This window comes from Fulvivirga imtechensis AK7, from assembly GCF_000331535.1.
GTDB classification, from domain to species: Bacteria; Bacteroidota; Bacteroidia; order Cytophagales; family Cyclobacteriaceae; genus Fulvivirga; species Fulvivirga imtechensis.
Genome location: NZ_AMZN01000074.1, coordinates 25,006 through 46,232, shown reverse-complemented (window position 1 = coordinate 46,232; position 21,227 = coordinate 25,006). Strand labels below are relative to the sequence as shown.

Sequence of the window (21,227 nt, the reverse complement as noted above, 5' to 3'; positions counted from 1 at the left end):
ATGTGGCAGCCGTTGTTTAGAAGGCATGACTTTTATCCGGGCTTATTTGTGGAACGCAGGAAGCCCTTGGTTGATGTTAAAGGGAAATTACAAGCGGAGAATCCGCAAGTCGATTACCAAAGCAACCAAGGGTGGCGGATCAGACCGTATTAGTGAAGGTTTTGTAATGAAACCGGAGTGAAGGGGCTGACAAGTTCAGGGTATCTATGGTCAACTATGCAAATGGGAGGAACCACTGAAAACCGCAACCTGAAATGGTTGCAGGAACTTGAAGAGCCGTATGATGGGAGACCATCACGTACGATTCTGTGAGAGGGGCGAGGTGAAATTCCTCGTTCCTACTCGACAGTTACTTCCGTGACCCCCACCTGGCTCCAACTACCGATGAAGTCACTTCCATGACACATATCCACTAAGCAAATTCATTACCGGATGCATGAAAATAGGTAGCAAAAGAAGATCAGAAAAAAAATGTTGCAGGTAAGCACGGAAGTAACTTCCGCGCCAGAATAGAATTTATTTCTTTATCCTGCTGAAAACCCTCAGCTTGATCTCCGTAAGCCTTCTCTTGGTATCCTGGGGAAATTCCCCATTCATCATCCAGTCATAGTATGAAGGCTCCTTTTCAAAAACAGTGGTAACAGGGGTGTTTCGGTGCTTTCCGAAGTTAAAGCACTCAACACCATCACTATTAAGCACGATGCGGCCAGCGAGATCTACCATATTGGAGGCAGTAAGCTCATGCAATATCTGCATGTCATTTTTGATGATACCAATTTTATTACCGAGGTTATCCTCGACTTCCTGGCCTTCGTATTTGGCTACCTGCGCTTTTAACACTTCAAAGGTGGCCAGCGTATCTACTTCGGCGCTATGAGCTCCGTCAAGGCATTTGTCGCAATAGAATTTATAAGCGGCTGATAAGGTTCTTTTCTCCATCATGTGGAATATCTTTTGCGCATCGATGAGCTTGCGCTTGCTCACATCAAAATCCACACCGGCACGTAAGAACTCCTCAACCAGCATTGGTACATCAAACTTCAATATGTTAAAGCCCGCCAGATCGGAACCCTCGAGAAATTTCGCCAGGCTTTTGGCAATATTTTTAAAGGTAGGCGCCTCTTTTATATCTTCATCATAGATACCGTGAATAACACTGGTTTCAGCAGGTATAGGAATGGTGGGATTTATTTTAGTAGTCTTGGTAATGTTCTCACCATTGGGCATTACCTTCACTACCGATAACTCAACAATTCTGTCTTTGACAATATTGGTGCCTGTTGTTTCCAGGTCGAAGAAAGTAAGAGGGTTTTTGAGATTTAAAGTCATGACAATAATTTGGAGTTATTTTAATGTATCTTTTAATTTTTCGAAATCAAGATTGTTAAATGTTCCGGAGCTCATCAGTAGTAGGTTTTTTTCGTCCCATTCTTGTTTTTTGAGGAACGCTACCATCTCTGAGGCGTCATCAAACACATTCAAGTGTTCATCTCCAAAGCCTTTTTTGATATCGTTGGGTGTAATTGGTTCAAGCCTCTTGTGTTCCAACGTCTGAGGATTATAATAAATAACACCAACGTTGGCATATTTCATAGTGCCATTGTATTGCTTCAGGAAATCTTTATTGAGGCTGCTGAACGTATGAAGCTCGAGGCATGCCACCAAATCCCTTTCAGGGTACTGCTCTTTCACCGCCAAAGTGGTTGCCCTTACCTTGGAAGGCGCATGAGCATAATCCTTTATGATGGCCGTGGACTCATTTTCATATACATATTCTAATCGTTTGGATGCTCCTTCGAAGTTCTGGATAGCCTCATAGAACTGGTCATCGGATATGCCAATTTTTTTCAATACTTCTCGTGCACCATTAATGTTTTGCAGGTTATGCTTCCCGAAAAGCCTGATAGGTATACTGTCGTTGCCATTAGTCAGGAACGTAGTGCCGTTCTCAATGGTGAAAGGATGGGTTTTATAAGTTACATTCAGCACATCGGGGCGCTCTTTACTACCGATAACGGTGGCCAGAGGATCTTCTTCACAATACACCAGGGTTCCTCCCTTTGGTGTTGCATCTGCGAACTTATCAAACTGCCTGACATATTTTTCCTCCGAGGGGAATACATTGATATGATCCCATGCCACGCCACTAATGAGGCCAATGTGGTGATGATACTTTAGGAATTTCGGACTGTCATCAATTGGTGAGGATAAATACTCATCACCTTCGATAATAATTACTGGAGCGTCATCTGATAGCTCTACCATTGTTTCAAAACCTTCAAGCTGAGCGCCAACAGCGAAATCAAACTTTCTGTTGAAGAATTTTAACACGTGGATGATGATGGAAGTAATGGTTGTTTTTCCATGGCTGCCCGCTATTACTATTCGCTGCTTGTCCAGCGACTGTTCATACAGATAATCGGGGAACGAATATATCTTTATCCCCATTTCCCTGGCTCGCAATAGTTCAGGGTTATCCTTTCTGGCATGCATGCCCAGGATCACTGCATCCAGACCCTGATGTATTTTATCCGGCTCCCACCCTTCCTTCTGAGGGAGAAGCCCGTATTTTGATAATTTACTAAGTGATGGTTCAAAGATCTCATCATCCGAACCGCTGATGTTATAGCCCTTTTTATGTAAAGCAATGGCCAGATTGTGCATAATACTACCTCCAATGGCAATGAAGTGTATGTTTTTGGCAGTGTTATTCATTTAGTAGCTTAATTAAGCTTCAAAATTAAGATAAAAAAAATAAAATGGAGAGACAATTTAACTTCTTTAGCCACTGTTAATAATTATGTGTATAAACAACTATTTTGTGGATGACCTATTGATTTTTCCACAAAAATGGTGATGCTTTGTGGATAGAAAATGTGGATAATGTGGAAAACCTGTTTAATCTTTAGCGATTTTTTTGGTATATTCTGCACAGGTAAATGTTTTTTGTTGATGGGCTTTATGCAGGCGTTGGAATCCACCTGAATTGCTAGTGCCCGATTTTATTTTTACGTTTGGAGCGTCATTCAGTTAATCAATAACCACTACATGGAAAACAAGTCATCGTCATTGAGGGTAGGTCATAAGTCTAGCAGATTATCCAGGGATATTACCGATGGATTAGGCAAGTTACCACCTCAGGCGATCGATTTGGAAGAGGCTGTTTTAGGCGCCCTTATGCTTGAGAAAGATGCGCTATCCACTGTTATTGATATTCTCAAGCCTGGAAGCTTCTATTCCGATGCTCACAAAGAAATTTATACAGCTATAGTTGAACTCTTCAACAACTCTGAGCCGGTGGATATGCGTACAGTGGCCAACCAGCTTCGAAAGAATGGAAAGCTCGAAATGGCTGGTGGTGCATATTACATAGCTGAGCTTACCTCAAAAGTGAGTTCTGCCGCTAACGTAGAGTATCACGCCAGGATAGTAACAGAGATGGCGATCAAGCGTGAGTTGATCCGCGTGGCTTCTGAGATCCATCACGATGCCTATGAAGATACTACCGATGTATTTCAACTGTTGGACAAAACGGAGCAGTCACTTTTTGAGATTTCAGAGGCTAACATCAGGAAAAATTATGACAATATGCGCTCTCTGATGGCGCAGGCTATCCAGGAGTTAGAGGAACGCAAGAACCATAAAGATGGTCTTACAGGTATTCCCAGTGGATTTTCTGCTCTTGATCGAGTTACCTCAGGATGGCAAAAGTCGGATCTCGTTATTATTGCTGCTCGACCTGGTATGGGTAAAACGGCCTTTGTGGTTTCTGCACTCCGTAATGCCGCGGTAGATTTCAACCATGCAGTGGCCATATTTTCTTTGGAGATGTCCTCTGTTCAGTTGGTCAACAGACTAATCTCCGCAGAAGCGGAACTGGAAAGTGAGAAGATCAAGAAAGGAAATCTTGCAGACTACGAATGGCAGCAGCTTATCCATAAAACTACCAAGCTGAGTAATGCCCCGATTTTCATCGATGATACTCCTGCATTGTCTATCCTGGAGCTCCGTGCCAAGTGTAGAAGGTTGAAAGCACAGCACGATGTACAGTTGATAGTAATTGACTACCTGCAGTTGATGAGCGGGGACAGCTCCAAAGGAGGTGGCAATCGTGAGCAGGAAATCGCATCGATCTCACGGGCGTTAAAAGGGATTGCCAAAGAGCTTGACGTGCCCGTACTCGCCCTTTCCCAGTTAAGCCGGGCAGTGGAAACCAGGGGAGGCGATAAGAGGCCGCAGTTGTCTGACCTTAGGGAATCCGGATCTATTGAGCAGGATGCTGATATGGTGATGTTCCTGTACCGTCCGGAATACTACGGTATCACGGAAGATGAAAGTGGAATGCCTACCATAGGCACTGGAGAGGTGATCATTGCCAAGCACAGGAATGGTTCTCTTGAAAATGTACAACTCAAATTCATTGGTAAGTTCACTAAGTTTGGCGACCTCGACACAGGAGGCTTCGGTGGCGATTTCCCCGGTGGCGGAGGTATTCCATCTGAGTTTGACGATAATCCCGGCACCATCACATTGAGCAGCAGGCTGAACGAAGATAAAGGCAATGCCGGTCCTTCCTTTGGATATGATGCACCCGATGAAGAAGAGGACGCTCCGTTCTAGTCACTGGTTTCTGGTCACTGGTCACTGGTTGATCACACACTTCTGAAAACCGATAAACTGAGAACCGAGAACAGAAAACCTGAACAGAGAACTCAGAACTCAGAACTCAGAACTCAGAACTGAGAACTCAGAACTATAAACACCCCTTCGGTATCCCATTTGTACTCACTTACGGTGTTAAACCAAACTACTAAGTGAGTTATGAAAAAAATAAGATTGATGCTAATGGCATTGCTCCTTCCAATGCTACTTATAGCACAGAATAAAAGCGATATGAAGGACCAGATGGAGCAAAGAGTGGAGGAGACAGCCTCTGAACAGACCGAGTGGATGAAAGCGAACCTAAGCCTCAATGGCGACCAGTTGGAAGATGTGAGGGAGATTAACCACAAATATGTGGAAAAGCGGGAAGAAGTTTTCATGGAAGAGGAAAGCGCTGAGAATAAATGGGAAGAGCTGGAAGAAAACTGGAATGAACAAATGGAAGAGTTGGAAGATGTGCTTGATGCCAATCAGTATGCCAAACTTCAGACTGTGAAAAACCAGTGGTATAATGAGATGCGTCTCCGCTGGCAAACAGATACCAGACATGAGAAGGATGATGGTATGGAAGACGATGATTATTGACGATCTTTAAAGTAATTAGTGTCTCTAAGAAAACGTCAATGTCTGCGTTATGCTCGCCCCAAAAATGCTCACGTACCCCAGTACGCTCCGCTTTTTGGCGGGAACGTTTTCTAAAAGCCACTTAGAGTTTTCTTACAAACACTAAATTAAGCAAGGGCTACCGTGGTAATATGCGAGTAGCCCTTTTTCTTTACCTGTTGCTTTCAATTTTCTGATGCGCAACAATGATATTTCAGGTCTTATCTCTAAATTTAATTTTCGGACTTCCTCTTATAGTGGAGCATATGGAAATAGTAAAAGAAGTTTACGATCAGTGGTGACCATAAAACAAACAACACACCCATGAAATGAGCATAAACTTAGGTTATGGCCATTGAAAATCAAATTACATACAAATGAAAGGACTCGTATTAACAGCACCGGGACGTATTGAGATAGTAGATCTTGAACGACCTAAGATCACAGGATCGCAAGTATTAATCAAATTGAAGGCAGCCGCACTCAACAAGCGCGATCAATTTATCAGGGAAGGAAAATATCCAAATATCCAAATGAACTGTGTGCTGGGATCTGATGGAGTAGGGGAAGTGGTGGAGGTAGCAACTGAGGCTAATGGTACATGGAAAGGTAAAAATGTTGTGATTAATCCTAATATGAATTGGGGAAGTAATCCTGCTGTGCAGTCGCGGGAGTATTCCATTCTTGGTATGCCATCGCATGGCACTTTTGCTGAGTATATAGCCGTAGAGGACGGTCGTATTCATGAGGTACCCAAACACCTCACCCCTGAGCAGGCTGCTGCTCTCCCATTGGGTGGACTGACCGCCTTTCGGGCATGTTTCCATCACGGGAGGATCAGGGGTGGAGAGAATGTTTTGATCTCCGGATTCGGAGGGGGTGTGGCGCAGTTTGCTTTTCAATTTGCATTAGCAGCCGGAGCCAACGTATTTGTTACCTCAGGTAAACAGGATAAGTTAGACACTGCTTTGAAAATGGGAGCAGCAGGGGCATTCAATTATGTCGAAAAAGACTGGTATAAAAATCCGTGGCAGACCAAAGGCGGTTTCGATGTGGTTATTGACAGTGCGGGTGGCGATCAGATCAACAACTTTATTAAGATAATGCGACCAGGGGGAAGGATAGTTTTTTATGGGGCTACCAATGGACTGCCGGGCTCATTAGACCTGTATAGAATGTTTTGGAACCAACTTACCTTGCAAGGATCCACCATGGGCAACGATGAGGAATTTAAAGAAATGATCGACTTTGTTTCGGAGAAAAAGGTTGAGCCGCTGATCGATTCAGTAAGACCCTTTGAGGATATAACGTCAGCTTTTGATACCATAGCCAAAACCACCAAAACCGGTAAAATAGTAGTTAAATTTTAACTTCAATAAGTTTATTTTAATTATTCTGATTTACAAATGTTTATAAAATGAATTGCTAAAAATATTAGTATAATTAATCAATAATAGATCAGCTATAGATTGAGAGGCCGGAGTATATTTTTTTGTGAGGTTTATCTACTCATCATCGAACAAAAATTCGTTGTAAGCGTTTTGAAGTTCGCGAAGAGCCAGGCTGTTGTTTTGCGTTTTTGCCAGGTCGATTCCCTTAAGGAAGGATTCTTCGGCTTGTTGTTTAAGACCAAGCGCCATGTAGAGTTGCGCAACATGATAGTAAGTGGGCAGGTAGTCCGGATGATCCTTTAATAGCTTTTCGAAGTACATGCGTGATTTTGAAGCATCATGGGTTTTATATTCCGTAGCAAGGGCATAGATGGTAAAAGGGTCATTAGGATCTTCCTGAAGAAATTTCAGGAGTTGATTTAATCGGGACGAATTCATTTATGATACAATTTTTATTTGCTCCATTATTCATTATCTTCACGGCAAAAATAATAGGTAATTAAAGAACCAATAAAATAGTTCCAATTTTAAATGAAAATATTAGTTTGTATAACACATGTACCTGATACGACCTCCCGTATCTCTTTCACCGATGGTGATACAAAGTTTGACACTACTGGCGTTCAGTTTATCATTGGCCCTTATGACGATTACGCATTGGCCAGAGCCGTGGAGTTAAAAGAACAGCAAGGTGGGTCTATTACAGTGCTCAACGTGGGAGGTGCAGAAACTGAGCCTACTATTCGTAAAGCCCTGGCTATTGGTGCCGATGAAGCGATAAGAGTGAATGCCGAACCCGGGGATTCATTTTTTGTGGCAGAACAAATAGCCAATGTAGCAAAAGATGGTGGATATGATTTAATTTTAATGGGACGAGAGTCAATAGATTTCAACGGTGGTATGGTGCATGGTATTGTAGGTGAAATACTGGGCTTGCCATCTATCTCACCTGTGATGACGCTGGATATCGAAGGCGATACCGCTAAAATGGCAAGAGAGATAGAGGGGGGTAAGGAGTATCTTGAAGTGAAACTCCCTTTGGTGGCGGGCTGTCAGGAGCCTATCGCTGAGTGGAAAATACCTAACATGCGCGGTATTATGTCTGCCAGAACCAAGCCATTGAAGGTTGTTGAGCCCTCAGGAGATGCTACAAATACCAAACTGCAGAAATTCGAGCGCCCACCTGCAAAAGGTGATGTGAAAATGATAGATGCAGAAAATGTAGGTGAGCTGGTAGGTCTCTTGAAAAACGAGGCAAAAGTTTTGTAAAACCGAAATCAAGTACTAAACCACAAAGAAAATATATCAAATGTCAATATTAGTTTTTGTAGAAAGTTCCGAGGGCCAGGTAAAGAAAACCTCTATTGAGGCTGTGGCATATGCAGCGGCTATGGGGGGCGATGTAACAGCAATAGCCTTAGGTAACAATATAGAAAATTCCGAACTGGAAGGTCTGGGAAAATACGGAGCTTCGAAAGTCCTTCATGCTGATGATGAGCGTTTAAACCAGGGCGTGATCCAGGCGTATGCAGCAGTAATTGCCAAAGCCATGGAAGACACCGGTGCAGAGGTGCTGGTGTTGGCCAACTCATCTTTGGGTAACCCCGTATCTGCGAGAGTTTCCGTTAAGGTAGACGCCAGCCTGGTGTCTAACGTTACAGACTTGCCTGATACTTCCGGCGGGTTTAAAGTAAAGAGAAGCATTTATACAGGTAAGGCATTTGCTGTTGTGGAGCTTACCAAAAATAAAAAGATATTAGCTATAAAAAAGAATGCAGCGGAAGTAAAGGAAACAGGTGGAAGCGCTGCCGTTGAGAAATATAAAGTAACCATTAGTGATAACGATTTTGGTGCTAAGATCACCAATACGGATAAAGCTACAGGTGAAGTGCTGTTGCCTGAAGCAGAAATAGTAGTGTCAGGTGGCCGTGGATTAAAAGGGCCTGAAAATTGGGGTATGGTAGAGGAGTTGGCAAAAGAGCTTGGAGCAGCTACAGGTTGCAGTAAGCCCGTTTCTGATATGGGATGGAGACCTCACCATGAACACGTAGGACAAACCGGTGTTAAGGTAAGTCCTCAGTTGTATATTGCAATTGGAATTTCCGGTGCCATTCAACATTTAGCCGGTGTTAACTCTTCTAAATATATTGTTGTTATAAACAAAGACCCCGAAGCGCCTTTCTTTAAGGCGGCAGATTATGGCATTGTAGGGGATGCCTTTGAAATAGTACCTAAGTTAACGGAAGCATTAAGAGCAGCTAAGTAATTTTGGACAAGATAAAATTAGAAATACTAGGACTTTCATCAAGTCAGTCTCAATCAGGGTCATTTGCCCTTGTACTGGGAGAAACCGAGGGTAGTAGGAGATTGCCTATTATCATCGGTATGTTCGAGGCTCAGGCCATTGCTATAGAGATCGAAAAGATAATACCTAACAGGCCAATGACGCACGACCTTTTCAAGTCTTTTGCACAAAGCTTTGATTATAAGGTTGAGGAAATTGTCATTTCAGATCTTAAGGAGGGCGTATTTTTTGCCAAGATTGTGTGCAGCAATGGCACCAAAGAGGTAGAAATTGACGCCCGGCCATCAGATGCAATTGCCATTGGACTAAGGTTTGATTCACCGATCTATACTTATGAATCGATATTAGCGGAGGCGGGTATCGTTCTTACTGATGAATCGGAAGACGATATTGCCGAAATAAAAAGCGAGATAAAATCATCGACTAAAAAGTCCGGAGCGAAAAGTGACGATCTGAAAAACTTCTCTGTCGATAAGCTTAACGAACTTCTCAATGATGCCATTGAAAAGGAAGATTATGAGAAAGCCGCTAAGATCAGAGATGAATTGAGCCGTAGAAACTAAATTTTATAACAAGCACAAAAGGCCTTTCTAGGTGAATAGAAAGGCCTTTTTGCTTTCTGACACACCAATGGATTACTTACGTGGACTAATAGGGTTGGCTGTTCTGATAGGTATAGCTTTCCTTTTTTCAAAAAATAAAAAAGCAATAGACTGGCGTCTTGTGGGTATTGGCGTTACCCTCCAGATCATTTTTGCCCTGCTTATCACTAAGGTTGGTCTTGTGACCACCGCCTTCGACTGGATCAGTGATAAATTTGTAACCTTCCTGAGCTTTTCAAGTAATGGTGCGGCATTCCTTTTTGGAGACCTTGTAACAACAGATAAGTTTGGGTTTATTTTCGCTTTTCAGGTACTCCCTACGGTAATCTTCTTCTCTACTGTTTCTGCGGGACTATACTACCTCGGTATCCTGCAGAAGATCGTCTATGGTATAGCATGGATAATGGCCCGCACCATGCGCCTGTCAGGAGCCGAAAGCTTATCGGCAGCAGGCAACATATTTCTTGGTCAGACCGAAGCGCCATTGCTGGTACGACCTTTCGTGAAGAATATGACGACCTCTGAATTGATGTGCCTTATGACCGGTGGTATGGCTACCATTGCCGGAGGTGTTCTGGCCGGCTACGTAGCTTTTTTAGGGGGAGATGATCCTGTGGAACGGGCCAAATATGCTGCATACCTGCTCAGTGCTTCTATAATGAACGCTCCCGCAGCAATTGTTTTAGCAAAAATAGTAATGCCTGAAACCCACCCTGAGGAAATAGATACAGACCTGAAAGTGAATAAAGAAAATCTTGGGGTCAACCTCGTTGATGCTCTTGCACGAGGAGCTGCTGACGGTTTGAAACTGGCACTTAATATCGGGGGGATGCTACTGGCTTTTATTGCCATTATTTATGCATTGAATTGGATACTTGTGGATGGTATTGGCTCATGGACCGGACTCAACGACTATGTGGTAGCCAGTACCAACGGAACGTTTCAGGGGTTCTCTCTTGAATACATTCTTGGACAGATATTCAGGCTGTTTGCTTTCGCTATGGGAGTAAGTTGGGATGAAACAATCCGTGTAGGTAGCTTGCTGGGTCAAAAGATTGTGATCAACGAATTTGTAGCGTACTTAAGCCTGGCTGATCTTAAAGGAGCCGGATTGCTGAGTGAAAAATCAATTGTAATTGCTACCTATGCATTGTGCGGCTTTGCCAATTTCAGCTCTATTGCCATTCAGATCGGTGGAATAGGGGGTATGGCGCCAAACAGACAAAGTGACTTGTCACGGCTAGGCATGCGGGCCCTGTTTGCAGCTACATTGGCTACTATGATGACAGCTACTATAGCCGGAGCGCTTTTTGGTTAGTTTACCCGAGTTATGCAATAGACTTCGTGATGAGCGACAAAGTGGCTGTGAGATAAGTGCTCACGCAGAATTTTGCAACGGAGGCATAGCACCGCTATGGTGAGTAGCAAAATTTGAGTAATGCCTGTCCCGGCGAATGACGGGATGCTTAGATTACTGCCAGTTTTGACGCGGAATAGATTTCTATTGCATAACTCGGGTTTAACGTGAGTTCGATTTAATATACTCAGTCATCCTCACAAGTTTTAATTGTCGGCAGTTGGCAAAAGTCATGAATACTGAGTCGAGAGTATTGCGTAGAAGAACGGCAATACGAACTATAAAATGAGATACTCTAGTATTAATACTCAATACTAATATCTCAATACTAAATTCAGGGGCAGGCAGAATGACCTTAAAAAGAGGTATTTTGGCTCTGTTTTCTGATATGCATACCTCTATCGGTTCTTCTATGTCGAATTTCACGTTAGTCTACATAGGAAAATTATATCGATTACCATATACGTCCTCGATGTATTTGAAATAATAGTATAATTTGTAATTTAGCTCCAATCCATAAGCTTTTGCAGGATCATAGTCAATCCTGTTTTCGAATGGGGAATTGGGGCCGTACAGGCCCTGCTGGCTGACTTTTTCATTCCAGGCCTGCACATAGCGCTGGTTTTGATTTTCATAGAATGAAAGCTCGTGAAAATTGACAGGCCTTCTATTCGATACAAACCATCGGTCAAACCCGGGGTCTATTATGATCAATTCATATTCTTCGCCATTTTTGCTCTCAACTATATTAGAACCTTTTGGCTTGTCCTCCATGCTGGTGTAAGATGACCGGCAGCTAATAAGAGCAAAAAATAATAGAAACACCATTGTTGCTTTCATATCACCTCCTTGCTTTATACTAAAACAAAATTCGTTGCTACTTGTTATATCTGATTGGAATTTGTCAGGTGGTACTGATTGAAAAAATCCTTAAATAAATTATTTTAATTTTATTTTGATTATTTTGGTCTTTTGTTAATTTTTCAAAGCCACTTTCCTCTCATGACGAATTTAGTCGATACTACTCCAACCGATATACTTAAAAAGCATTTTGGCTACGATAGCTTCAGACATCAACAAAAGGAGATCATTCATCACATATTAGAGGGTAGGGATGCACTTGTACTCATGCCTACCGGTGGAGGAAAATCATTGTGCTACCAGGTTCCGGCTTTAATTTTTGAAGGAGTAACCATAGTGATATCGCCATTGATAGCCCTAATGAAAGACCAGGTGGATGCGTTGCGATTAAATGGTATCTCTGCAGCATATCTGAATTCAAGTCTATCGCAACAGGAGCAGGCGGAAGTAATGAGGCTGTTGAGAGATAACCGGTTGAAATTGTTGTACCTGGCTCCGGAGCGCCTGGTGTCTGGTGATAAAGGATTCATTAACTTTTTGAAAGACCAGGCAAAGCTGTCTATGATTGCCATTGATGAAGCCCATTGTATCTCGCAGTGGGGGCATGATTTCAGGCCTGAATATACTCAACTGGCGACTCTTAAAAGTGTGTTTCCTGAAGTCCCTGTAGTGGCGCTTACCGCTACCGCAGATAAACTGACGCAAGATGATATTTTGCAACAGCTCAAGCTTCACAACCCGAAGAAATTTGTATCCAGCTTCAACCGTGAGAATATTTATTATTTCGTATCTCCAAAGAGAAGGAGCTATGATCAACTGCTCCAATTTTTAAATAAGCACAAAGATGACACAGGCATTATATATACACTGTCACGGGCATCTGCAGAGAGCCTGGCAGAACAACTTATAGCTGATGGATATGATGCCAGGCCCTATCATGCAGGACTCGACAGGGATGTTAGGGATAAACACCAGGACCTCTTCATCAAAGATCAAATAAAGATCATCACAGCTACCATTGCCTTTGGTATGGGTATCGACAAATCTAACGTACGCTTTGTGGTACATATGGACCTTCCTAAAAATATAGAGGGTTACTATCAGGAAACCGGTAGGGCAGGTCGTGATGGATTGAAGAGCGAAGCGCTGTTGTTTTACAGCTATGCAGACGTGAAAAAGCTGAAGAGCTTTGTCGAGGTGGAGGGGAATACTCAGCAATCGGAAATTATGCTGAAGAAACTTAATGAAATGGCTGAATATGGAGAATTGAGAACATGCCGGAGAAAATACCTGCTTAACTATTTTGATGAGGAGGCTGCTGATGAATGCGGTAGCTGCGATGTTTGCCTCAGCGAGGAGGAAAAATTCGATGGCACAGTTATCGCCCAGAAAGTATTGTCAGCCGTTACCCGCTTGGAGGAACGCTTCGGAACAGGGTATGTTATTGACTTTTTACGTGGATCAAAATCCGCGAAGATCTGGGATAAGCATAAAAGCCTGAAGACATATGGTGTAGGAGCAGATATTGGGAAAGAAGAATGGAACCATTATATCAAAGACCTGATCCACCTCAACTACCTGGCTAAAGATGATGGAAAGTATCCTGTTCTCAAGCTGACGCATAAAAGTAAAAATGTGCTTCAGGGAAAGGAGCAGGTACAGCTATTTATGATCAAACAAATAGAAGAACCGGTTATCTCTGTTCAGACTATTCCTGTCAACCAGGAGCTGTTCACGACATTGAAGGCATTAAGAATGGAAATAGCCCAAAGAGAAAACGTACCTCCCTACATCGTCTTCTCTGATGCTACGCTTCAGGAACTGGCAACGTATAAACCGCTCAGTAGGGAAGATCTTGCTGAGATTTCAGGATTTGGAGCCGTGAAAATGGATAAATATGGGGCTGTGTTTTTAAAGGCAGTTGTGGATTTCTGTCAGGGTAACAGCATTCATTCCCAGATGCACCAAAAACCTAAAAAACGAAAGAAAAAACCAAGTAACACGAAAGCGCCTACCAAGAAGGAAACTTTGAAAATGTTCAGGGAGGGAAAGACCATTGAAGAGATTGCAGACCTGCGTGATCTGAAATTTTCAACAGTGGAAAATCATCTGAATGAGTTCGTACAAACGGGAGAGTTGAATGTATTAGACCTGATATCAAAGGAGGTTTTTGATGAAATTTTGCCGGTTGTGCAAGCCAATGACGGTCTGGCTTTAAAACCTGTGAAGGAGAAGCTCAGAGATGAGATCACATATGGACAGATACGTACTGTTGTGAACCACCTGCGTTATGAGGAAAAGCAGCGGAAATAATAGGCTAAGCGAGTTACATGAGTTCGGTATAAAATGCTTTAAAAAGATCCCTTTTATGCATAGAAATACTGTCAATAAAAAAGGCCGATCCTTTCGGATCAGCCCTTCTTCTTCGTTTAGGTTAATTAACGGTCTATACATTTACTTTAGCTCTTGGCGCAGCCGCCAGTATCTCATCGTTTGCGTTTTCTGCAAACTTTTCGAAGTTTTTATTGAATGCATTAGCCAGGTCATTTGCTTTTGCATCATATGCTTCTTTGTCTTTCCAGGTATTTCTTGGATTCAATACCTCAGAAGGTACGCTCGGACAGCTTACCGGCATGTTAAGTCCGAAGATTTCATGTTTCTCATACTTAACATCTTCCAGGTCACCATTCAGGGCTGCGGTAATCAGCGCACGGGTAATCTTCAGGCTCATTCTGCTTCCTATACCGTAAGGTCCGCCAGACCACCCTGTGTTTACCAGCCAAACGTTCACACCTGCTTCCTGCATCTTCTGGCTTAGCATTTCGGCATAGCTTGTAGGATGGAGGGGCATAAAAGGAGCTCCGAAACATGCTGAAAAAGCAGTTACGGGTTCGGTAATACCAGCTTCAGTACCTGCCACTTTTGCTGTGTAGCCCGAGATGAAGTGGAATGCGGCCTGACCTGGGGTCAGTTTAGAGATAGGAGGCAATACCCCGTATGCATCACAAGTAAGAAAGAATATGTTTTTAGGGTTTTTACCGATAGAAGGCTCGGCTATATTATTAATATGGTAGATCGGGTAGCTTACTCTTGTGTTTTCAGTTTTAGAACCGTTCTGGTAGTCTACTTCACCATTTTTTATAACTACATTTTCCAAAAGAGCGCCATCTTTAATCGCTCTGTAGATGTCCGGTTCTTTTTCCTCTGAAAGGTCGATCACTTTAGCGTAGCAGCCACCTTCAAAGTTGAATACCGTATTTTCATTTGACCAGCCATGCTCGTCATCACCGATAAGTTTTCTTGCAGGATCAGCCGACAATGTTGTTTTTCCGGTACCGGAAAGCCCAAAGAAAACAGCGGTGTCACCTTGCTCTCCTATATTGGCAGAGCAGTGCATGGATAGTGTGTTTTTCTGATGAGGTAAAATAAAGTTTAAGGCGGAGAATATACCCTTTTTGATCTCACCGGTGTATCCTGTACCACCTACAAGCGCTATTTTTTTCTTAAAGTTCAGGATCGCAAAGTTATGCTGGCGTGTTCCATCCACTGCCGGGTCAGCTTTAAAGCCTGGGGCATTGATCACCAGCCATTCGTGTTCGAAAGATCTTAACTCTTCGTGTGAAGGTCTTAAGAACATATTGAAAACAAACAGGTTGGACCATGCATATTCATTGACTACACGTATATTGGTTCTGTATTTTGGATCTGCGCAGGCATAAGCATCGCGTACATATATTTCTTTTCCTGACAGGTAATCAACCATTTTGTCATATAGCTGATCAAATTTGTCTGATTCGAAAGGTATATTTATGTTGCCCCACCATACAGCATTTTCAGTTACATCATCTTTAACTATAAATCTATCTTTAGGCGAACGGCCGGTAAACTCTCCTGTGTCTACCGAAATAGCCCCTGTGTTGGTTCTCTCCGCCTGTCCTTTCTCAACCGATATTTCGGCCAGTCTTTCAGGAGATAAGTTCCAATGAGCAATAGAATTCTTGATTCCCAGTTTTTCAACTGAGGCCTTCTCTGATTTTACCCCTAATTCTTGCATAATTAAGATTTGATTAATTCCTTGTCGATTTCAAAATTAAAGGAGCAAAAATAATAAATTATTCAGTGCAGTAATAGGAATTTTTTATATTTCAATCGTTTGCAAGATGCCTTTCAATCGTTTTCTGCCCAAGAATATACCCACACTGGAATTATATTTGGTTATGTAAATGAACAATGTTAGCTTTAGCGGTATTTTTTGGAACAACGATAATAATTTAATATGTCAAATTTATCTATTAATCACCCTGACCATGCTGCAAATGGTAAGCACTTATTCGGTCATCCGGTAGGGTTATACATCCTGTTTTTCACAGAATTGTGGGAGCGCTTTTCTTATTATGGTATGCGCGCATTGTTTGTATTATTTCTCACCGCAGCAGTTACATCTGAAAACCCCGGTTTTGGCTGGGCTGATAGTCAGGCTCTGGAACTTTATGGCTGGTATACTATGCTTGTGTACGTGGCTTCTATTCCGGGAGGGATATTGGCTGACAAGGTATTTGGTCAGAAGAAAATGGTGATTATTGGTGGTATTTTGCTATGTATCGGTCATGGTATCCTGGCTGTTGAAGCTCTTTGGGCGTGGTATGCAGGTATTACTTTGATCATTTTAGGTGTAGGAGGCCTGAAACCCAATATTTCTACCATGGTGGGCGGCTTGTATAAAGCCAAAGATGAAAGAAGGGATATCGGGTTTACCATTTTTTATATTGGGATTAACATTGGGGCTTTTTTAGCCGGTCTTACTGTTGGGCCACTTGGTGAAAATGTTAACTGGCACCTTGGCTTTGGACTTGCGGGAGCCGGTATGGTAGTGGGGCAAATCCTCTTCATATGGGGAACCCGGTATTTAAAAGGGGTTGGTGAGTTGGAGACCGAGGAGAGTACATTGGGTGTTGAGAAGACGAAAGGGCCATCGTACATCCAGAAATTAATAAGTAACAAGCTTGCTCTGGCAATTAACCTGGCAGTCTTTTTGACGGGAGGGTATTTACTGTTTGACGGCAAAATTGGTTACGGTCTTTTAGTTATGGGTGTTTCCTTTTTTGCGGGCTTTTTTGCTGTGATGCTAAGCGAGCTGGAGGGCATGGAAAAGGATAGAATAGTTGTACTCATTTTAAGTTATTTTATAGTTATCGTTTTTTGGGGAGCCTTCGAACAGGCAGGCGGCCTGATGAATATATATGCTAAAGAAAAGACAGACCGGCTGATAAGCCTGTTTAACCTGGATATGATCTTTGCTATTGCCATACTGCTGATATTTGCCAGGGGAGTATGGTCTAAGGTGAAGAAATCAGTCAGCATGTACTGGTTTTTAGGAGGAGCATTTCTATTGATGGTATTCTTACTGCTAAGAGCATTTATTTTTACCACCACACCGGACACCGTTCCTGAAGGATATTATGAAGTGCCGGCCACGGTGTTTCAATCAGTAAACTCCTTCTTTATTTTCACACTGGGCACGTTGGTAGCATTTTTCTGGTATAACCGTAAGATGAAGGGTAAGGAGTCCAGTTCGTTGTTTAAAATGGCTATGGGGGTGATCATTATGGGGCTCGGCTTTACCTTCATGAGTATTGCCACGAAACAATGGGCGGCTGACGGAAGCTCTGCTATGTACTGGTTGATCCTGGCTTACATGTTCCATACCATTGGTGAGTTGTGTCAGTCACCTGTAGCGATGTCATTCATTACCAAACTGGCTCCTGCCAAATATGTGTCTATTATGATGGGCTTTTATTTTGCTGCTACCGGCTTTGGAAATAAGTTGGCCGGTGAGTTGGGAGTGTTATCTACTGAAGCTGGTGAATTTGAAGTTTTTACAGGTATTACTATTTTCTGTGTGGTATTTGGCCTATTGGTAATTGCACTGCTCAAACCTTTGAAGCGCCTTACCCATGGTGCCGAAGACAAGTCTCCGGATCCGGTTATAGTGGATGAAGGATATTCCAGAAAGGACCAGGCTGATGTGTAATTTTTGATAATTTATATGTAAAAATCAGAGCCCTTATGAAGTATGAGGGCTTTTTTTGTAATAAATAATAAATTAATGGACATTTTCCATTAATTTATTGTTATATTTACAACTTAGTCCTATGTTAATGAATATCAGTGCTTTTGATATAAAAGAGCGTTATAATAAACTTGCACGAAAAGATACTATTTTCAGCTACCTTGGGAGCTTGACTCACCACGAACTTAACCATGTGCTGAAGAGTATCGAGTTATTGCTAACTAATAATTATTCATCCAAAGGGCTAAAGAAAAAGCTATTCAACCTGCTCATCGAAATTACCCAAAATCTCTTTAACTACCTCAATAACCCCCGATTAGAAGACCGTAACGCAGTGTTTGTGTTCATGACCGAATCTGATAATACCTATAAGATCATTACCGGTAATTATTTATTGAACTCCGAAGTGGCGGGCATAAAAACCCGGATAGAAATGATTAATTCATTAAATAATGAAGAGTTGCGAGAGCTGTACAGAAGCATCCTTGATATTGGAATTGTTTCCACTGCGGGTGGTGCCGGCTTAGGTCTTGTGGATTTGGCACGAAAATCAGGAAGAAAATTATCGTATCGATTTGAAGAAGTTGATGATAAATTTTCCTTTTTTACACTGGAAGTTACCTTTACAAATGATTAAATTGTAAGGTAGATTACAAATGAAAATCCATTTTTTAATTTTTTAATATGAACAATTATACGTTGACCCCAACCCCTAAAACTCCGAGGTTATATTTTAATGGTCAAAATGGTGAATTTGAAATATCAGGCCGTTCCATTCCGGAAAACTCAATTGAGTTCTACAAACCATTACTCGAATGGCTTGATAAGTATATAGAAAGTCCTTGTGACGAGACTAAGCTCAGCGTTAATCTGGAGTACTTTAACACCAGTTCATCAAAATGCCTGGTGGAAATATTGAGAAAGCTGGAAAGGGTACACGAAATTAAACCGGTAAATGTGAAGTGGCACTATGAAGAGGAAGATGAAGATATGATGGAATCAGGAGAAGATTTTAAAAAAATAATAAAAGTGCCTATAGAACTCGTAGTGGTAAAAGGAGATAACGATTAGCAACAATATTTTAGTAATTGATACAAAAAAAGGCCTCATCCAAGATGAAGCCTTTTTTGTTGGGATGCTGTTGATATTACATCATACCAGGCATTCCGCCACCTGCAGGCATTCCATGGCCTTTGTCTTCTTCTGGAAGATCAGCCACCACAGCCTCAGTAGTAAGCAGAAGACCTGCGATTGAAGCAGCATTTTCCAAAGCAAGGCGAGTAACCTTTGTAGGGTCAATTACACCGGCTTCGAACATATTCTCATATTTGTTATCGCGAGCATTGTAACCATAGTCATTCTTGCCCTCTCTGATCTTTTGAACGATAACAGAACCTTCAAGACCAGAGTTTTCAACGATAGTTCTCAATGGAGCTTCTAATGACAGTCTTACGATGTTCACACCTGTTGACTGATCTTCATTGGCAGTTTCTACATTGTCCAATGCAGCAATAGCCCTGATCAAAGCAACACCACCACCGGCAACTACACCTTCCTGTACAGCAGCTCTGGTAGCGTGTAAAGCATCATCTACTCTGTCTTTCTTTTCTTTCATTTCTACTTCTGTAGCAGCGCCTACATAAAGGATAGCTACACCACCTGAAAGCTTGGCAAGTCTCTCTTGCAGCTTTTCTCTGTCATAGTCAGAAGTAGTATTCTCAATTTGGCTTTTTATCTCCTTAATTCTGGCTTCGATAGCAGATTTTTCACCGGCACCATTAACGATCGTGGTATTATCTTTATCGATATTTATTTTTTCTGCTGTACCTAAGTAATCAAGAGTAGCATTTTCAAGCTTGTAGCCTCTTTCCTCTGATATAACAGTACCACCGGTTAGAACAGCGATATCTTCAAGCATGGCTTTTCTTCTGTCGCCAAAGCCAGGAGCTTTTACAGCGGCAATTTTCAAAGCACCTCTGATCTTATTTACTACCAATGTAGCAAGGGCCTCCCCATCTACATCTTCAGCGATGATCAACAAAGGTTTGCCGGTTTGAGCTGTAGCTTCAAGAATAGGAAGGAGCTCTTTCATTGAAGAGATCTTCTTGTCGTAGATCAGGATGAAAGGATTTTCCAACTCTGCTTCCATATTTTCAGTATTGGTAACAAAGTAAGGAGACAAATAACCTCTGTCAAACTGCATACCTTCTACAGTTTTTACTTCAGTTTCAGTTCCTTTAGCTTCTTCAACGGTGATCACACCATCTTTACCAACTTTCTCCATAGCATCAGCGATCATTTTGCCGATCTCTGAATCGTTATTGGCAGAGATTGTACCTACCTGGGCTATTTCATGAGAAGTCTCTATAGTTTTAGATTGCTTGTTCAGATCAGCCACCACAGAAGCAACCGCTTTGTCGATACCTCTTTTCAGGTCCATAGGGTTAGCACCTGCAGCTACGTTTTTGAGGCCGTGCGAAAAGATAGCCTGAGCAAGTACAGTAGCAGTAGTTGTACCATCACCGGCATCATCAGCAGTTTTAGAAGCTACTTCTTTTACAAGTTGTGCTCCCATGTTTTCTACTGCATCTTCCAGGTCAATATCTTTAGCTACTGACACACCATCTTTAGTAACTGTCGGTGCACCAAATTTTTTATCAAGGATAACGTTCCTTCCTTTAGGCCCTAAAGTCACCTTCACAGCATTAGCCAGAGCATCAACACCCTTTTTTAGCTTTTCACGAGCTGAAGTATCAAATAATATTTCCTTAGCCATAGTTTTCTAATTTTTTGTTTTTTAGAATGGTTCTTAAAATTCTTTGTTTGTACAATTAGATGATTGCAAATATGTCAGACTCTCTCATAATGAGATACTCTTTACCATCTACAGTAATCTCGGTGCCTGCATATTTACCGTAAAGTACTTCATCACCTTCTTTTACAGTCAAAGGCTCATCCTTTTTGCCATTTCCTACTGCTATAACTTTTCCCTTTTGGGGTTTTTCTTTAGCAGTGTCAGGAATGATAATACCTGATGCGGTCTTTTCTTCAGCGGCAGCAGCTTCTACAAGAACTCTGTCTGCAAGAGGTTTGATATTTACTTTTGACATCTTAGTTATAGGTTTAAATTAAAACTTTTAAAGTCTGTATACGTCACCTCCCATACATGATTTGTGCCAATGTATAATCAGGGGAGTCAAACGGACATTTTAACAGAAATTGACGCATATGTGTTGCCCAAAGTCAGTGAATTCTGTCATATTTTCATTTTGTGACATATGGCAGAATGTCAGTTGTTGATAATTTTGTCATTTTTTTCTATCTTCTCTTTTTGAAAAGCCTGTTAAAATGGCAAAAAAATTGTATCTGATTTTTA

19 protein-coding genes are annotated in these 21,227 nt (G+C 41.9%); 12 read left to right on the top strand and 7 right to left on the bottom strand.

Annotated elements, in window-relative coordinates; translation table 11 throughout:
* The coding region (locus tag C900_RS30435) for a hypothetical protein (protein ID WP_221408156.1) at positions 1 to 181 on the top strand (181 nt) is incomplete at its 5' end.
* A 335-nt stretch (positions 182 to 516) separates the two neighbouring features.
* Here C900_RS30435 and C900_RS21395 read toward each other — a convergent pair.
* Entirely contained in the window at positions 517 to 1,329 is an 813-nt protein-coding gene (locus C900_RS21395; protein ID WP_009582305.1) for a 3'-5' exonuclease, read from the bottom strand.
* A 15-nt stretch (positions 1,330 to 1,344) separates the two neighbouring features.
* A complete protein-coding gene (locus C900_RS21390) occupies positions 1,345 to 2,715 on the bottom strand; it encodes a UDP-N-acetylmuramate--L-alanine ligase (RefSeq protein ID WP_009582304.1) in 1,371 nt (456 codons plus the stop codon).
* A 333-nt stretch (positions 2,716 to 3,048) separates the two neighbouring features.
* On the opposite strand from C900_RS21390, the gene dnaB reads away from it, so the two are divergent.
* From dnaB to C900_RS21375, 3 genes are all read left to right on the top strand, one after another.
* Positions 3,049 to 4,620, top strand: coding sequence for a replicative DNA helicase (gene dnaB, locus C900_RS21385; protein WP_009582303.1), 1,572 nt, complete (start codon positions 3,049 to 3,051; stop codon positions 4,618 to 4,620).
* Positions 4,621 to 4,821: 201 nt separating this feature from the next.
* Entirely contained in the window at positions 4,822 to 5,247 is a 426-nt protein-coding gene (locus tag C900_RS21380) for a hypothetical protein (protein ID WP_040497247.1), read from the top strand.
* A 395-nt stretch (positions 5,248 to 5,642) separates the two neighbouring features.
* Entirely contained in the window at positions 5,643 to 6,635 is a 993-nt protein-coding gene (locus tag C900_RS21375; RefSeq protein ID WP_009582301.1) for a quinone oxidoreductase family protein, read from the top strand.
* Positions 6,636 to 6,770: 135 nt separating this feature from the next.
* Here the strand turns inward: C900_RS21375 and C900_RS21370 are convergent, their stop codons facing one another.
* A complete protein-coding gene (locus C900_RS21370) occupies positions 6,771 to 7,094 on the bottom strand; it encodes a tetratricopeptide repeat protein (protein WP_009582300.1) in 324 nt (107 codons plus the stop codon).
* Between the two features lie 93 nt (positions 7,095 to 7,187).
* On the opposite strand from C900_RS21370, the gene C900_RS21365 reads away from it, so the two are divergent.
* The 4 genes from C900_RS21365 to C900_RS21350 all read left to right on the top strand — a co-directional run bounded on the left by C900_RS21365 (position 7,188) and on the right by C900_RS21350 (position 10,881).
* Positions 7,188 to 7,925, top strand: coding sequence for an electron transfer flavoprotein subunit beta/FixA family protein (locus C900_RS21365; RefSeq protein WP_009582299.1), 738 nt, complete (start codon positions 7,188 to 7,190; stop codon positions 7,923 to 7,925).
* Between the two features lie 40 nt (positions 7,926 to 7,965).
* Positions 7,966 to 8,922, top strand: coding sequence for an electron transfer flavoprotein subunit alpha/FixB family protein (locus C900_RS21360; RefSeq protein WP_009582298.1), 957 nt, complete (start codon positions 7,966 to 7,968; stop codon positions 8,920 to 8,922).
* A 2-nt stretch (positions 8,923 to 8,924) separates the two neighbouring features.
* Entirely contained in the window at positions 8,925 to 9,524 is a 600-nt protein-coding gene (locus C900_RS21355) for a bifunctional nuclease family protein (RefSeq protein WP_009582297.1), read from the top strand.
* A gap of 67 nt (positions 9,525 to 9,591) precedes the next feature.
* Complete coding sequence (locus C900_RS21350) at positions 9,592 to 10,881, top strand: NupC/NupG family nucleoside CNT transporter (protein ID WP_040497246.1); 1,290 nt, start codon at positions 9,592 to 9,594, stop codon at positions 10,879 to 10,881.
* Between the two features lie 471 nt (positions 10,882 to 11,352).
* On the opposite strand, the gene C900_RS21345 is transcribed toward C900_RS21350, so the two are convergent.
* On the bottom strand, positions 11,353 to 11,760 hold the full coding sequence (locus tag C900_RS21345) for a DUF6146 family protein (protein WP_009582295.1): 408 nt from the start codon (positions 11,758 to 11,760) through the stop codon (positions 11,353 to 11,355).
* A 162-nt stretch (positions 11,761 to 11,922) separates the two neighbouring features.
* Between C900_RS21345 and recQ the strand changes: the two genes are divergently transcribed.
* Positions 11,923 to 14,094, top strand: a complete 2,172-nt coding sequence (gene recQ / locus C900_RS21340) for a DNA helicase RecQ (RefSeq protein ID WP_009582294.1) — start codon at positions 11,923 to 11,925, stop codon at positions 14,092 to 14,094.
* A 133-nt stretch (positions 14,095 to 14,227) separates the two neighbouring features.
* On the opposite strand, the gene pckA is transcribed toward recQ, so the two are convergent.
* Complete coding sequence (pckA, locus tag C900_RS21335) at positions 14,228 to 15,835, bottom strand: phosphoenolpyruvate carboxykinase (ATP) (protein WP_009582293.1); 1,608 nt, start codon at positions 15,833 to 15,835, stop codon at positions 14,228 to 14,230.
* A 222-nt stretch (positions 15,836 to 16,057) separates the two neighbouring features.
* On the opposite strand from pckA, the gene C900_RS21330 reads away from it, so the two are divergent.
* The 3 genes from C900_RS21330 (at position 16,058) to C900_RS21320 (ending at position 18,922) form a co-directional block, all read left to right on the top strand.
* Entirely contained in the window at positions 16,058 to 17,812 is a 1,755-nt protein-coding gene (locus C900_RS21330) for a peptide MFS transporter (RefSeq protein WP_009582291.1), read from the top strand.
* Between the two features lie 127 nt (positions 17,813 to 17,939).
* Positions 17,940 to 18,488 (top strand): SiaB family protein kinase, encoded by a 549-nt coding sequence (locus tag C900_RS21325; RefSeq protein ID WP_051052945.1) that lies wholly within the window; start codon positions 17,940 to 17,942, stop codon positions 18,486 to 18,488.
* A gap of 47 nt (positions 18,489 to 18,535) precedes the next feature.
* Complete coding sequence (locus C900_RS21320; protein ID WP_040497245.1) at positions 18,536 to 18,922, top strand: DUF1987 domain-containing protein; 387 nt, start codon at positions 18,536 to 18,538, stop codon at positions 18,920 to 18,922.
* Between the two features lie 76 nt (positions 18,923 to 18,998).
* Here C900_RS21320 and groL read toward each other — a convergent pair whose 3' ends face one another.
* Complete coding sequence (gene groL, locus C900_RS21315) at positions 18,999 to 20,627, bottom strand: chaperonin GroEL (protein WP_009582288.1); 1,629 nt, start codon at positions 20,625 to 20,627, stop codon at positions 18,999 to 19,001.
* A gap of 55 nt (positions 20,628 to 20,682) precedes the next feature.
* Positions 20,683 to 20,961: a co-chaperone GroES gene (gene groES / locus C900_RS21310; protein ID WP_009582287.1), complete on the bottom strand. Its 279-nt coding sequence runs from the start codon at positions 20,959 to 20,961 to the stop codon at positions 20,683 to 20,685.
* Positions 20,962 to 21,227 lie beyond the last annotated feature (266 nt).